We start from the raw sequence: 14,523 nt of genomic DNA on the forward strand, positions 1-14,523 counted from the left end.
AAGCTATCTCTTCTTTTAATAAAAAAGAAAATCATACATAAGGAAGAAATATTTAAAAATAAGGGAAAGCTATTATGTATTATAAAAAAAGGAATGTCTATCATGCGTCGAAATTGGAAACACCGAATTAGGCAAATGTCCTCAGCACAAATTATTGTCAGCTTTTATTTGACGGCAGTGACGGTTGGTTTTTTACTTTTAAGCATTCCAGCAGCACTAAAGCCAGGAATGGAATTAGATTTAATTAACCGTTTATTTATTGCTGTTAGCGCTGTAAGCGTAACAGGCCTCACACCTGTTTCAACAGCCGAGACGTTTAGCACATTTGGATATTTTGTTTTAGCATTTATTTTTCAAATAGGTGGAATTGGTGTTATGACACTGAGTACATTTATTTGGCTTTTAATCGGAAAGAAAATTGGTTTGAAAGAACGTCAATTGATTATGATGGACCATAATCAATCCAAGCTATCTGGACTCGTTAATTTAATGAGAAATGTACTACTGCTTATTTTTGCCATTGAAGCAATTGGAGCCTTAGTATTAACGATTCACTTTCATCAATATTATTTAGATTGGAAAGAAGCATTTTTACATGGCTTTTTTGCATCTGTAAGCGCAACAACAAACGCTGGATTTGATATAACAGGAGCGTCTTTTGTTCCTTATGCTAACGACTATTTTGTTCAAGTCGTAACGGTACTCTTAATTACGCTAGGCGCAATTGGATTTCCGGTTCTAATTGAAGTAAAGCACTTTTTCTTAAAAAGGAAAGAAAAGCGTAAGTTTCAATTTTCTCTTTTTGCCAAATTAACGTCTATTATGTTCTTAGCGTTATTAGCTGTTGGCACTTTGTTAATTTTACTTTTAGAACACAATGCATTTATGGAAGGTAAGTCTTGGCATGAAGCATTCTTCTATGCCTTCTTTCAATCAGCAGCAACCAGAAGTGGTGGAGTAGCCACGATGGATGTTAGTGAATTTACGTTACCGACGTTGCTAATTATGAGTGCCATGATGTTTATTGGAGCATCTCCAAGCTCCGTTGGTGGAGGGATTCGGACGACTACGTTTGCTCTAAACATTTTATTTTTATTTTATTATGCAAGAGGAAGTAAAACAATTAAGATTTTTAGACGAGAAATTCATGAAGATGACATTACTAAATCTGTAGCTGTTTCTATGTTCGCTATTATTATCTGTTCCATCTCTGTTATCACTTTAACAATCACAGAGCCATTTTCTTTAACAGAAATTATTTTTGAAGTATGTTCAGCATTTGGAACGACGGGATTATCAATGGGAATTACGAGTGGTTTATCAGATATAGGAAAAATACTTATTATTATTCTAATGTTTATCGGTCGGATTGGAATGCTTGTATTTATTCTAATGCTTCGTCGTCCAAAAACAGAACCGGATTATCATTATCCTAAAGAACGCATTATTATTGGGTAATTTATTGTGCGTTTTAACAGGTTTTACTGCTCATAAGATCTATGCACTTGCACAAGCTAGTATAGAGCAAATGCTTATAATCTTATGAGGAGGTTATTACAATGGCAAAACGCAAAGTAGCGCATAATCCAGCACAAAAAAATAATCAAACGCCAAAAGAAAGCTTACCTGATACAGAATTTTCAGCTGAATATGGCAAAGAAGACACATATAAAGCAGCAAATCGTAATTCAAAGCATGGAAAGCAAGGACAAAGCAAATGACGAAAAAAGATCATAGACACCTTGCCCATTCCAAAGAAAAGCAAACACAGCTTTTACAAGAGGAGTTTGGACCTGAAATGGGTGATCCAAACGCAGCTAAGCTCTTAGAGATGGCTGAAATTGCAAAAGCTGAAAAGAAACATAAGAAAAAGCAAAAAAAGAACTGTTAAAAAAAAAGACCTCGATATGCATATCGAGGTCTTTTTTTAATTAGCTTACTACTGGTAAATCAAAGGCTTCAACGGGAGCGGTAAACAACTTCGTTTCGTTTGCCTTTTGGTCATAGTAGAACAAAACTAACGACTGCTTTTCTACAACTTTTCCAGTGTTTTTGTAGTATGCGTAGTCAAATGGAAGAAGCTCAAGAACGGTATGCTTGTAAAGTTCCTTTTCCGTTAGGTTTTCATGAACAAAATCATCGCCTAATACGGTCGGGTTTGCAAGCATTTGCTGATAGTAATGAGAGCGAACTTGCTTATCTAACTTATCATCCCACCAAGGCTTACGAGGTTTATGTTTTTGATTAAATAAATAGTCAATCTTCATAAAGCCTTCAATGATTGCTTCATTCTCAAAGTTTTCCGTTTCAATATATTGTTTTAAGCGTTTAAATAAATCTTCAAGTTGATGTCCAATACGTGCCCAGCCCATCTCATCCCAAAATGTACCAAAGTTTTGGAAGAAATCAAATGGCGTTTCGTAACAATTCTCCACAAGAAACTCAATTGTTTCATCCATACGGTGATCATTCCAGAATTTCTCTAAGATATCCTCAACGTGCTTAATACGCACAACATCAGAAAACGGCAGAACGTTATTACTTAAGATTTCATATGGCGACTGATCCATAAACTGATAGTTGTAGCGCTGTGCACTAAGGCGTAAACCTGTCCCGCGAAGCATCTTTAAGAACCCGAGCTGAAGCTCTTCTGGACGCAGAGCAAATACGTCATTAAATGTATTTTTAAACGAATGGTAGTCTTCATCAGGAAGGCCTGCAATTAAGTCTAAGTGCTGATCAATCTTACCGCCATCTTTAACCATGGTCACAGTACGAGTAAGCTTTGTGAAGTTTTGCTTACGCTTTACAAGCTCGTTTACAGCATCGTTTGTTGACTGAACACCAATTTCAAAGCGGAACAGTCCAGCTGGTGCATGGTCATTTAAAAACTGAATAACTTCTGGACGCATGATGTCCGCTGTAATCTCAAATTGAAACACCGTACCAGGTTTATGCTCATCAATTAAGAACTGAAACATTTCCATAGCATAGCTTCGGCTGATGTTGAACGTGCGGTCCACAAATTTGATGGTCTTAGCACCGTTATCCATTAGATAGCGAATGTCTTCTTTGATTTTCTCACGGTCAAAGTAGCGCACGCCTACTTCAATAGAAGATAAGCAGAACTGACAGCTAAACGGACAGCCACGGCTTGTTTCAATATAAACAACACGCTTAGATAAAGAACTACGATCTTCTTCAAAGCGGAAAGGTGAAGGCATTTCCCGAAGATCAATTTTGTTGCGCTGGGGATTCACTACGTGTTTTCCATCTTGTCTAAACGCAACGCCGCTTACGTTCTCAAACTGACGGTTTCCATGAAGCTCATCTAAAAGTTGCTTGAACGTTTCTTCTCCTTCACCAATTACAATGAAATCAGCTTCCGGGATGCGATCTAACCAGTAGGGAATATCATATGTTACTTCCGGTCCACCGAAAATGATTGTTAGGTTTGGGTTAATTTTCTTTAACATTTGTGCGACTGTAATCGTTTCTTCAATGTTCCAAATATAGCAGCTGAATCCAATGATATCAGGATTGCGCTTATATAAATCCGTCACGATATTCATCGCTGGATCTTTAATCGTATATTCAGCCATCTCAACGTGATAGTCAGGTTCTGCGTAGGCTTTTAAACATCGAAGGGCCAAAGATGTGTGAATGTATTTGGCATTCAATGTACTGACAACAATGTTCATGTAAAAAGGCTCCTTTATTTAACATAATCTTAAACCAATTCACTATTGTAGCACATTTAACAGGTAAAGTATAAAAGTGATAAGAAATCCTCTTTAGAAAATTAGCTTTTCTAGTATCTGTTTATTTATTTAAATGAGGGAATGTATTATACTTACTCTATTGTAAAGAGGTTTACACAAATATAATGGAATTGTAAAAAATGTTGGGGGTACGAATGATGAGCAGGCGATATGCTGACGATAGCTTAGCTTTACATACAGATTTGTATGAGCTAAATATGGCCAATACATATTGGAAAGATGGAATTCATAAACGCAGGTCTGTATTTGAAGCTTCGTTTCGTCGAATGCCTTTTGATAATGGCTACGCAGTCTTTGCAGGACTAGAACGAATGATTGACTTTATCGCGAATTTTCGATTTTCAGAAAGTGATCTCGACTATTTATCCAGTGAGTTGCACTATGAAGATGAGTTTATTGATTATTTAAAAGGAATTCGTTTTACGGGTAACGTAAAATCCGTCGTAGAAGGTGAAATGATTTTTGCGAATGAACCTATTCTGCAAGTGGATGCACCGTTAGGAGAAGCACAGCTTATTGAAACACCACTGTTAAACATTTTAAATTTTCACCCGTTAATTGCAACTAAGGCTTCTCGTATTCGCTTAGCAGCTGGAGAAGATGCGGTGTATGAGCAAAGTGATAATCGCTTAATGGAATTTGGGGCAAGGAGAGCTCATGAGCTTGATGCAGCGTTATATGGAGCGAGAGCAGCTTATATTGGAGGATTTGATGCAACAAGCAACGTGCGAGCAGGAAAAGTGTTTGGCATTCCCATCTCTGGAACTCATGCTCATGCGCTTGTACAAGTGTACCGTGATGAATACACTGCATTTAAAAAGTATGCTGAATCTCATCAGAACTGCATTTTCCTTGTTGATACGTACAATACGCTCAAGTCAGGAATTCCAAATGCAATTCGCGTTGCTCAAGAGATGGGGGATCGCATTAATTTTGTAGGTATTCGTTTAGATAGTGGAAAGCTTCCGTATTTATCTCAGGAAGCACGACGAATGCTAGATGAGGCAGGCTTTCCGAATGCGCGTATCTTTGCTTCAAATGATTTAGATGAACATAGCATCATGGACTTAAAAGCGCAAGGAGCAAAAATTGACGGTTGGGGTATTGGCACAAAGCTAATTACTTCATATGACCAGCCTGCGCTTGGGGCAGTTTATAAGCTTGTATCAATTGAAGGCGAAAGTGGGGAGCTTGTCGATACCATTAAGCTGTCAGATAATCCTGAAAAGGTATCAACGCCTGGATTAAAGGACGTATATCGTATTGTTAATCAAGTAAATGGGAAATGGGAAGGCGATTATATCGCCATGCAGAATGAGCAGCCAAATGATGAGCATCACTTAAAAATGTTTCACCCTGTTTATACTCATGTAAGCAAGTTTGTTACAGATTTTCATGCGCGTAACATTCATCAGCAAATCTTTAAATCAGGGAAACTAGTATATAAACAGCCGTCAGTGGAAGAGATGAGAGCGTATTGCTTACAAAACCTTAATCATTTATGGGATGATTATAAAATGATTGCCAAATCCAATGAAGAAGTGCTGCGACCAACTGAATATCCTGTAGATCTTAGCACAAATTGTTGGAACAACAAGATGGATAAAATCAATGAAGCGCGTTCTAGAGCGTCTCAGCTATTAACTCATGTATAACAATTAGACAATTAAAGATAGGGAGAGGACCATATGACGAAGCAACAATACATCATTGATGAGATGAAAGTAAAGTCAGCTATCGACCCAAAGGAAGAGATTCGTAGAAGCGTCGATTTTTTAAAGCAGTATATGAAGAAACACTCTTTTTTACGTTCATTTGTGCTAGGCATTTCAGGAGGACAAGATTCCACGTTAACAGGTAAGCTTGCCCAAATGGCTGTAGAAGAATTAAATAAAGAATCGGGGAAAGATACTTATCAATTTATTGCGGTGCGTCTACCGTACGGTGTACAAGCGGATGAGCAAGACTGTCAAGACGCGCTAGCTTTTATTCAACCAAGTCATTCGGTTGCTGTTAATATTAAGCCTGCTGTGGATGCAATGATTACAGCAGTCGAAGAAGCAACAGGTGAAGCTGTTTCTGACTTTAATAAAGGGAACGTAAAAGCACGTGAACGTATGATTGCACAGTATACGATTGCTGGCATGCATCAAGGAGTTGTACTTGGTACCGACCATTCTGCAGAGGCAGTGACTGGGTTCTTTACGAAATTTGGAGATGGTGGGGCAGATTTAGTGCCGATTTTCCGTCTTAATAAGCGCCAAGGCAAACAGCTGTTAAAAGAATTAGGCTGTCCTGAGCATTTATATTTAAAGCAGCCGACAGCTGATTTAGAAGAAAATCGCCCGCAGCTGCCAGATGAAGAAGCATTAGGAGTTACATATAATCAAATAGATGATTATTTAGAAGGTAAAGAAGTTGGAGAAGAAGCAAGTATGAAAATTGAGAATCATTTCTTTAAAACGGCTCATAAACGCAGCCTGCCAATTTCCGTATTCGATGACTTTTGGAAATAAGTATTTAAAAGTCCGCTATGTGTACAGGTATACGCATAGCGGACTTTTTTAGGAAGATTTTCATTTATTTTTTAAAGGTGAAAAAAGAAATTTGTAGAATAATAGTGTATTAGTGACTAATGTGCCTATCAATGACTATGCACATATCTACCTAGGAATCGTTAAATGGTGAAAGAAAGCAGGAATTTGTCGAAATAGATTTGTTCTTTGATAGGAAGAAAGAGTTTAGAAAGGAGGATGTGGCATGGCTCCACATCGGCAGCTACCGATACAAGACCAACAAGAAGAAGTAAAACAGTTGCGTGCCATTTTTAATACAGTTTCAGATGCAATTATTGTATTTGACGAGAGTTTTTATGTTCAGCATGTCAATAAAGCAGCCAGTCAGTTATTTGAAAAGAATTATGATGAACTGATTGCATGTCAATTGAAAGACTTTCTTATGTTGTTTCCGTATGACGTTATTAATGATTATTACCCAACGCTCGTAGAAAATCAGAAGTTTACTTATGAAGGTACGATGAGTTTGCAAAATGGCATCGTAAAATATGTAGAGTTTACGTGTGAACAGCGAAGCGAAGCTTCTGGTAGTACGATTTGTACTTTTCGTGACATTACAGCACAAAAAATGGTGGAGAACGAGCGCTTTTTGAGTCAGCATATGTTTATGGATGTATTCAACGAAGCGGTTGATGGAATTGTTATTTTCGATCGAGCAGGACAGCTGATTGACGTCAATCCATCTTTTTGTGACCGGCTGAATTTTTCAAAAGAATACTTATTAACAAAAACGTTAACAGAATTAGTTGAGCCAGCCTATCACTATAAGCTAAAAAAGTTATGGCGTCTTCTTCAGCAACAGGGCAAAGCGAGCGGAGAACTTCCAATTAAACTTGAAAATGGAGACGTAACTTTTTTTGAATTCACGACAACCGCAAATATTTATAGCCGTTACTATATGTCCATTATGCGTGACGTAACGGAGAAAAGAAGAATGGAGCAGCAATTGTTGCGAAGTGAGAAAAACTTTCGAGCCATTTTTGAAGATGCAATTGAGGCTATTTTAATTTGGCGTCATGACGGGGTAATTGTAAATGCCAACGCCGCTTCTTCCAGAACATTTGAGCTACCGTTAGAACAGCTAATCGGCACAAATCTTCAAACGTTTATTAATAAGAAAGATCGTCATGTATGGAAGCTATATTATCAATTTATTGAGCAGGAAGAGATTCGTGAAGAACTTACTTTTTATATGCCAAACGGGGAAGAAAAAGAGCTTGAGTTCACAGGAAAGAAAGGTATTATTGAAGGCTATAATTTGACCATTTTTCGCAATATCAGCGAGCGAACTAAAATGGAACAAGAGCTTCGAAATAACGAACAGAAATTCCGAAAAATTTTTGATGGTTCAATGGATGGCTTAATCTTATGGGATGGCGAACAGAAAATCATTGATGTTAATGAACCTGCTTGTGAAATTTTAGAAAAAACGAAGGAAGAGATTTGTTCGCAAACGATGGAAATGTTTTTATCATCCTCTAATTTTGATTTAGTTATTGAGCATAAGGCTATGATTGAGATAAAAGGAGAAGGAGAAGGAGATATTCAGTATAAGACAGCTAACGGTAAAGTAAAACAAATCGAGTTTTCAACGAAAAAAGGTATCTTACCAGGCTTATACATGACCATTATTCGCGATGTAACGGAGAAGAAGCAGATGGAGGAGCAAATTCGAAAATCTGATACGCTTCAAGTGGTAGGACAGCTGGCAGCTGGTATTGCGCATGAAATAAGAAATCCAATGACCGCATTAAAAGGGTTCATTCAGCTGCTTGAAGATAGCATGAAAGAAGATCATTCGCTTTATTTTGATATTATTACGTCTGAGCTGCAGAGGATTGAATCAATTATTACAGAGTTTTTAGTATTGGCTAAGCCACAGGCAATTAAATTTGAAGAGAAATCACTAGCCGTTATCGTACAAGAGACGATTGATTTGTTAAACGCTCAAGCTTTACTTGAAAATGTTCAATTTGAAACAGACTTTGATCCATCATTGTCAAAGGTTTATTGTGAGCCTCATCAGCTAAAACAAGTTTTTATTAATGTAATTAAAAATGCAATTGAAGTAATGAAAGGCGGAGGAGTAATCTCTATAGAAGTCAAGCATCATAGCAATCGCTATATGAGAGTATCGATTCGAGATGAAGGAGAAGGCATGCCTGCAGAGCGAATTCGTAAGCTAGGAGAACCGTTTTATACCACAAAAGAAAAAGGAACTGGACTGGGACTAATGGTGTCTTATAAGATAGTAGAAGAACATAAAGGATATATTGAAGTAGAAAGTGAGTTGGGGATAGGTACAACATTTCACGTGATGTTACCCGTTTCCCAAGTACAATAGAGAGGAGAAAACGATGAAGTATTATGGAAGCATTCCGTTGTTTGACAATGAACATGTGTACGTCACATGTTCTGATAAAGGGATTTCCGGTTTATTCTTTTCTTTTGATGAGTTGATGTTACAAACAAAGGGAACGGTCACTTTATTAGAAGACCATGAATATATTAAAGAAGCGACAAAGCAGCTACATGAGTATGTAGTTCAAGCGCGGCAAAGATTTGATCTTCCGTTAGAAATAGTAGGAACGGAATTTCAGCAAAAGGTATGGACTGCACTTAAAGACATATCATATGGAGAAGTTATTTCTTATAAACAGTTAGCAAGCATGATTGGACAGCCAAAAGCTGTTCGTGCGGTAGGACAAGCGAATCGTAGAAATCGCCTACCTATCTTTTTACCTTGTCATCGTGTTATTGGCGTTTCAAAAGATTTAACTGGTTATGCAGGGACACAGGTGCATTTAAAAGAGAAACTTTTAATGTTAGAAGGAATACAAGTAGCAAATGGAAAGGTTGTGTTAGCGTAGCACTAGCTAGGTTTCATCATCATTCTCTAGCTTCCATCCTTCCCCTTGTACAAATACACCATCTACGGACGTGAACGTTTCGTCTTGATGATCTTGCTGAATGGTTTGATTTGTAACATCTAAAAGCTGAAATTGTTCCTTTCGTGCGCGCTGCTTTCGCTTTTTACAGGTTGAGTCAGGATGTTCTTGTTTGGTCATAGCTACCCCTCCCATACAGATTTCGCTTAACATGATAAAACTAACTATAATATATGTAGGTAGATGATAAATTACTGTTACATTTATGTTACAAAAAGAGAGAATCTCATCATAAGTTGAGATTCTCTCTTTTTAATTTAATACAAGTTTGATTGTATCGGCAGAAGGTGAATGAATAATGCCATGTTCTGTAATGATGGCCGTAATTAATTCACTTGGGGTAACGTCAAATGCCGGGTTGTAAACAGAAATATTGTCTGGAGCCACTTGTACATCACCAATATGCGTGATTTCTTTTGCCGAGCGTTCTTCAATTGGAATTTCAGCTCCTGATGCGATTGATAAATCAAACGTCGATTTTGGAGCTGCTACATAAAAAGGAATATTAAATGCTTTTGCTAATAGCGCAAGCCCATATGTCCCGATTTTATTAGCAGTGTCACCGTTAGCTGCAATACGATCAGCTCCGACAATAATAGCATTAATACCTTTTGTTTTAATGGTATGTGCAGCCATGCTGTCTGTGATAAGCGTCACGTCTACGCCTGATTTTTGAAGTTCCCATGCCGTTAAACGTGACCCTTGGAGAACAGGGCGTGTTTCGCACGCAAATACTTTCAGTGGAATATCACGTTCTTTTGAAATATGAAAAGGTGCCAAAGCAGTTCCATAATACGCTGTGGCAATCGACCCAGCATTACAAATTGTCATAATACGATTGTTTTTATCAAACAGTGATAATGCATAATCACCTATGCGGTAGCAGGTAGCTTCATCTTCCGCTTGAATTTGAATCGCTTCATGGATAACAAGTGTTTTAGCTTCATTTACAGAAATCGCTTTATTGATGCTGTTTACTACGCGGTCTAACGCCCAAAATAAGTTGACGGCTGTTGGACGAGAGCTCGCCAAAAACTCCTTATCGGCCTGCAGGTTGTTTTTAAACTCTTCAATCGTCTGTACCTCATATTTTTGGACCGAAAGTGCTAGGCCGAACGCTGCAGTAATGCCAATTGCAGGTGCACCTCGTACTTTTAGCGTAACGATAGCATCCCATACATCCTGTAGGGTATGAAGCTCGATATATTCAACTGTGTTTGGTAATAGCTGCTGGTCAAGCAGTGAAATAAACGTTTCCTTCCATTCAACTGAACGAGGGAGTGTAAGAGTGTGTGTCATGTTGTGCTCCTTTCATTCTTCAATCAAATTCTCAAAATCATGTGCACTAATTTCTGTTTGATGAGTCAATAAATAGCGTCCTAAGCGGATAGCTGCTTTTTGAACATTTAAGCGATTGTCGTCAGGCAATGAATCGATATCCGCTACGTGTGCTAATCCAATTGTACGTCGAATTAACTCGCATCCTGCGTAGCCAACCGCATCCGTCCAGGTTTGTTGTAAAATATAGTCGGAATAGTTTGGATTTTTAGTGAATGGTTCCACCTCAGATTCAGCCCAAAGTCTTTGCCATGTTGTTTGGAAAACATCCCACGTTTTAGCGATATGATCAAAAAGTAGACTGCGATTTTGTGAAGGACGAGACAAAGCATTAAGCAGCAAGTTGGCCACAAATTGTCCTAAGTCAAAGCCAAATGGGCCATAGAATGCAAACTCAGGGTCAATTACTTTTGTTTCGTATTCACTGGCAAAAATGCTACCCGTGTGCAGATCGCCGTGTACAAGCGTTTGGCTACTTGTTAAAAACTTTTGTTTAAGCTTAGCGACTTCAAGCTTGGTTTCTTCATCTGCCCATAAGTCTTCTACCTCGCTTCTAAGCGTTTCTTCAAATTCATTTGTATCATAATCAAAAAACGGATCTGTAAACACTAAGTCTTCGGTAATATTGCATAAATCGGGATTGATATATTGAGCAACCAGCTCTTTTTTCTCCTGAGGCTTAATTGCAAAATCAGACGTCTTAAACGCGATATGAGCCAAAAACTTACCGACATGTTCTGAAAGAAGTGGATAGGCTTCTCCTTGGATTAATCCTGTACGAGAAATTGTAAGGTGAGACAGGTCTTCCATAACCGTGACAGCTAACGTTTCATCATGGTAGTAAACCTCTGGAACGAGTTCGGGTGTTAAGCTCCCAAACTGTTTGAGCGCATTGCTTTCAATCGTTGCGCGCTTGAGTGATAAAGGCCAGCTTTCTCCTACAACTTTCGCATAAGGAAGAGCTTGTTTTACAATGACAGACTTATTGGTTTGGTCGTTTACAATATAAAAAACGAGATTTAAATTGCCGTCACCAATTTCACGAGCCGTAAGAGCTTCGCTTTCGGAAAATAACTTCAGTTGTTTTACAAGTTTAATTGCTGTCATTTCATTTAGTGGCTCATATGTATAAGTTGTTATTGTCATTTTTATCTACCTCCATAAAAAATAAAAGTATAACCGGAGGCTTTTAAAACATATAAAAGCCTCTTTCGGTGAGTGAAAGAGGCTTGATGATCATTCAAACCTCTTATCTGCCAGAAAAATTTCTCTTTCTGTTGGAATTAGCACCGTGCCTTCATAAAACAACGAATTGTTTTATAGCGCTAAAAAAGCTGCGCTCCATTTTACAATGGTATTACGGTCGGTTGCTGGGCGTCATAGGGCCAAATCCCTCAGCCAACTCTTGATAAGAGTAAAGATATTATTTAATTTTGATTTATTTGACTTATTAGTAACTTCTGGAGAACATCTTATCATGTGAATTTTTGGATGTCAACAGCGAGATTTAATAAAATTCTGTACGACGATCTGTAAAGACCGGAATTTGTTCTCGGATTGTTTTTACGGTTGATAAGTCAATAGCTGCTGTTAGTATTTCTTCGCTCTCGCCTGCTTCTGCAATAATTTCTCCCCAAGGGTCAATGATTAACGAGTGACCAGCAAACGTGTTAGCGGGGTCATCTCCAGAGCGGTTGCAAGCAACCACGTAGCATTGGTTTTCAATGGCTCTGCTCACTAGAAGCGCTTTCCAATGAGCAAGTCTTGGTTTTGGCCATTGGGCAACGACAAAAAGGAGTTCTGCACCTGCGCTTGTATGAACGCGAATCCATTCTGGAAAGCGAATATCGTAGCAAATAACACCTGCGCATAGTGAGTTTTCGAGGGTAAAGATGTTTTTATCTTCACCTGGTTGTAAAAATAAGTGCTCATTCATCAATTTGAATAAATGTAGTTTGTTATATTGAGCGACCTCCTCACCTTCACGATTAAAGACATACATTGTATTCGTAACACCATCTTTTGTTTTTTTAGCAACTGATCCAGCAATGATATTTATGCTGTGCGTTTTTGCGAAAGCGGAGAAAAAGCTAGTCGCTTGCTTTCCTTCAGAGTCCGCGATAGCGTCGAGGTTCTGTAAATCATAAGATGTATCAAAAAGTTCTGGCAATATAAGAATATCTGGAGATTCAAGCAGTGCTTCTTTCATTTTTTTTTCAGCATGCTCGTAATTTTCTTTAGGATTTCCAAATGCAAGATTAAGCTGTAAACAGGCTACCTTTAAACTCATTAAGCTTCACCATCCCGATTTATTTTATAAAAATGACTTTACAAGTTGACTATTACAATATATTATTTGTGACTAGAATTTCAAGAATTTTTTGAGAAGGTGTTCACATGAAGCAATTTGAACAATCAGAACTATTAAAAAGTTTACCAAAACAATTTTTTGCATCCCTTGTTAGTAAAGTTTCAAAGGTGATAAAAGAAGGACATGACGTGATTAACTTAGGGCAAGGAAATCCAGATCAGCCAACGCCTCCTCATATCGTCAAGGCCCTTCAAGATGCGAGTGAAAACCCAAACTACCACAAGTACTCACCGTTTCGGGGGCAAGCTTTTCTGAAAAAAGCGGCAGCAACGTTTTACGAAAGAGAATATGGTGTTCAGCTGGATCCCGAAAAAGAAGTAGCTATTTTGTTTGGAGGAAAAGCCGGATTAGTAGAAATTCCTCAGTGCTTACTTAATCCTGGAGATACAGTTTTAGTGCCTGACCCAGGCTACCCAGATTATTGGTCAGGAGTGGAGCTAGCACGAGCGAAAATGGAAGTCATGCCTTTAAAAAAAGAGAATGGCTTTCTGCCAGTTTACGAGGAAATAAGCGAAGAAGTGAAGCAAAAAGCCAAGCTAATGTTTTTAAACTATCCAAATAACCCGACCGGCGCAGTAGCTACGGCACCATTTTTTGAAAAAACAGTTGAATTTGCTCGTCAGTATGATACGTGCATTGTGCATGATTTTGCGTATGGTGCAATTGGATTTGATGGCGAAAAGCCCATTAGTTTTATGCAAACTCCAGGCGCCAAAGAAGTTGGCATTGAAATTTATACGCTATCAAAAACGTATAATATGGCAGGGTGGCGAATCGGCTTTGCCGTTGGAAACGAAAGCGTGATTGAAGCGATTAACCTTTTACAAGATCACTTATTTGTAAGTGTATTTAGCGGCATTCAGCAAGCAGCCACGGTGGCTTTGCTAGATTCACAGAACTGCGTAGATGAATTAGTAGAACGCTACGAATCTCGTCGTGAGATTCTTATTCATGGACTGCGTGAAATTGGATGGGACGTTGAAGCTCCACCAGGATCATTTTTTGCATGGTTGCCTGTGCCAAAAGGTTATACATCAGAAGAATTTTCCGATTTGTTACTGGAAAAAGCTCACGTCGTTGTTGCTCCTGGAATTGGGTTTGGCGAATACGGAGAAGGCTATGTGCGCGTAGGTTTATTAACCGATGAAGAACGGTTGAAAGAAGCGGTTGATCGAATTGCTAAGTTAAATTTATTCAAAAAATACGTTGACAATTCTTTTTGAGTTGGCTTAATATGTAAGAAGTTGTTGATTCATGAACATATATTTTTGAAGAATACGATCAGTGTGAAAATCGATTATACAATATAAATAGCAATTTTCTTATTAAGAGTAGGTGGAGGGACTAGCCCTGTGAAGCCCGGCAACCGACTTAACGTTTCGTTAAGCACGGTGCTAAATCTTGCAGCAGTAGCTGAGAGATAAGAAGAGAGCAAAAAAGCCTCTTCTTTCTCACAAGAAGAGGCTTTTTTATTTCGTAACGATGGGAAATTTACAGCAAGGGAGTTT

At 38.3% G+C, this 14,523-nt stretch carries 13 protein-coding genes and 2 riboswitches; of the genes, 8 read left to right on the top strand and 5 right to left on the bottom strand.

The features are described from left to right. The first annotated feature begins 102 nt into the window (after window positions 1–102). The 3 genes from NIZ91_06315 to NIZ91_06325 all read left to right on the top strand — a co-directional run bounded on the left by NIZ91_06315 (window position 103) and on the right by NIZ91_06325 (window position 1,891). Window positions 103–1,458: a TrkH family potassium uptake protein gene (locus tag NIZ91_06315; GenBank protein ID USY56263.1), complete on the top strand. Its 1,356-nt coding sequence runs from the start codon at window positions 103–105 to the stop codon at window positions 1,456–1,458. 101 nt (window positions 1,459–1,559) lie between these two features. Continuing rightward, window positions 1,560–1,721: a hypothetical protein gene (locus tag NIZ91_06320; protein USY56264.1), complete on the top strand. Its 162-nt coding sequence runs from the start codon at window positions 1,560–1,562 to the stop codon at window positions 1,719–1,721. Next, window positions 1,718–1,891, top strand: a complete 174-nt coding sequence (locus NIZ91_06325) for a hypothetical protein (GenBank protein USY56265.1) — start codon at window positions 1,718–1,720, stop codon at window positions 1,889–1,891. The genes NIZ91_06320 and NIZ91_06325 overlap by 4 nt, the downstream gene beginning before the upstream one ends. A 40-nt stretch (window positions 1,892–1,931) precedes the next feature. On the opposite strand, the gene NIZ91_06330 is transcribed toward NIZ91_06325, so the two are convergent. Next, window positions 1,932–3,701 carry a B12-binding domain-containing radical SAM protein gene (locus tag NIZ91_06330; GenBank protein USY56266.1) on the bottom strand — a complete coding sequence of 590 codons (1,770 nt, stop codon included), beginning with the start codon at window positions 3,699–3,701 and terminating at the stop codon, window positions 1,932–1,934. Window positions 3,702–3,919: 218 nt separating this feature from the next. On the opposite strand from NIZ91_06330, the gene NIZ91_06335 reads away from it, so the two are divergent. From NIZ91_06335 to NIZ91_06350, 4 genes are all read left to right on the top strand, one after another. Further along, a complete protein-coding gene (locus tag NIZ91_06335; GenBank protein ID USY57105.1) occupies window positions 3,920–5,437 on the top strand; it encodes a nicotinate phosphoribosyltransferase in 1,518 nt (505 codons plus the stop codon). Between the two features lie 33 nt (window positions 5,438–5,470). Continuing rightward, window positions 5,471–6,298: an ammonia-dependent NAD(+) synthetase gene (nadE, locus tag NIZ91_06340; GenBank protein USY56267.1), complete on the top strand. Its 828-nt coding sequence runs from the start codon at window positions 5,471–5,473 to the stop codon at window positions 6,296–6,298. 244 nt (window positions 6,299–6,542) lie between these two features. Beyond that, window positions 6,543–8,702 (top strand): PAS domain S-box protein, encoded by a 2,160-nt coding sequence (locus NIZ91_06345; GenBank protein USY56268.1) that lies wholly within the window; start codon window positions 6,543–6,545, stop codon window positions 8,700–8,702. Window positions 8,703–8,817: 115 nt separating this feature from the next. Then, on the top strand, window positions 8,818–9,228 hold the full coding sequence (locus NIZ91_06350) for a methylated-DNA--[protein]-cysteine S-methyltransferase (GenBank protein USY57106.1): 411 nt from the start codon (window positions 8,818–8,820) through the stop codon (window positions 9,226–9,228). 6 nt (window positions 9,229–9,234) lie between these two features. Here NIZ91_06350 and NIZ91_06355 read toward each other — a convergent pair whose 3' ends face one another. The 4 genes from NIZ91_06355 to NIZ91_06370 form a co-directional block, all read right to left on the bottom strand. Continuing rightward, window positions 9,235–9,426: a hypothetical protein gene (locus NIZ91_06355; protein ID USY56269.1), complete on the bottom strand. Its 192-nt coding sequence runs from the start codon at window positions 9,424–9,426 to the stop codon at window positions 9,235–9,237. Between the two features lie 132 nt (window positions 9,427–9,558). Next, window positions 9,559–10,605 (bottom strand): S-methyl-5-thioribose-1-phosphate isomerase, encoded by a 1,047-nt coding sequence (gene mtnA, locus NIZ91_06360; protein ID USY56270.1) that lies wholly within the window; start codon window positions 10,603–10,605, stop codon window positions 9,559–9,561. Window positions 10,606–10,617: 12 nt separating this feature from the next. Next, complete coding sequence (mtnK, locus tag NIZ91_06365) at window positions 10,618–11,790, bottom strand: S-methyl-5-thioribose kinase (protein ID USY56271.1); 1,173 nt, start codon at window positions 11,788–11,790, stop codon at window positions 10,618–10,620. A 100-nt stretch (window positions 11,791–11,890) separates the two neighbouring features. After that, a riboswitch (SAM riboswitch) is annotated at window positions 11,891–12,059 on the bottom strand. A 92-nt stretch (window positions 12,060–12,151) separates the two neighbouring features. Further along, window positions 12,152–12,934 carry a carbon-nitrogen family hydrolase gene (locus NIZ91_06370; GenBank protein ID USY56272.1) on the bottom strand — a complete coding sequence of 261 codons (783 nt, stop codon included), beginning with the start codon at window positions 12,932–12,934 and terminating at the stop codon, window positions 12,152–12,154. A gap of 107 nt (window positions 12,935–13,041) precedes the next feature. Between NIZ91_06370 and NIZ91_06375 the strand changes: the two genes are divergently transcribed. Further along, a complete protein-coding gene (locus NIZ91_06375) occupies window positions 13,042–14,238 on the top strand; it encodes a pyridoxal phosphate-dependent aminotransferase (GenBank protein ID USY56273.1) in 1,197 nt (398 codons plus the stop codon). 96 nt (window positions 14,239–14,334) lie between these two features. Continuing rightward, window positions 14,335–14,442: riboswitch (SAM riboswitch) on the top strand. Window positions 14,443–14,523 lie beyond the last annotated feature (81 nt).

The sequence above is a fragment of the Bacillus sp. 1780r2a1 genome (assembly GCA_024134725.1).
In the GTDB taxonomy this organism is placed as follows: domain Bacteria; phylum Bacillota; class Bacilli; order Bacillales; family Bacillaceae_H; genus Priestia; species Priestia aryabhattai_A.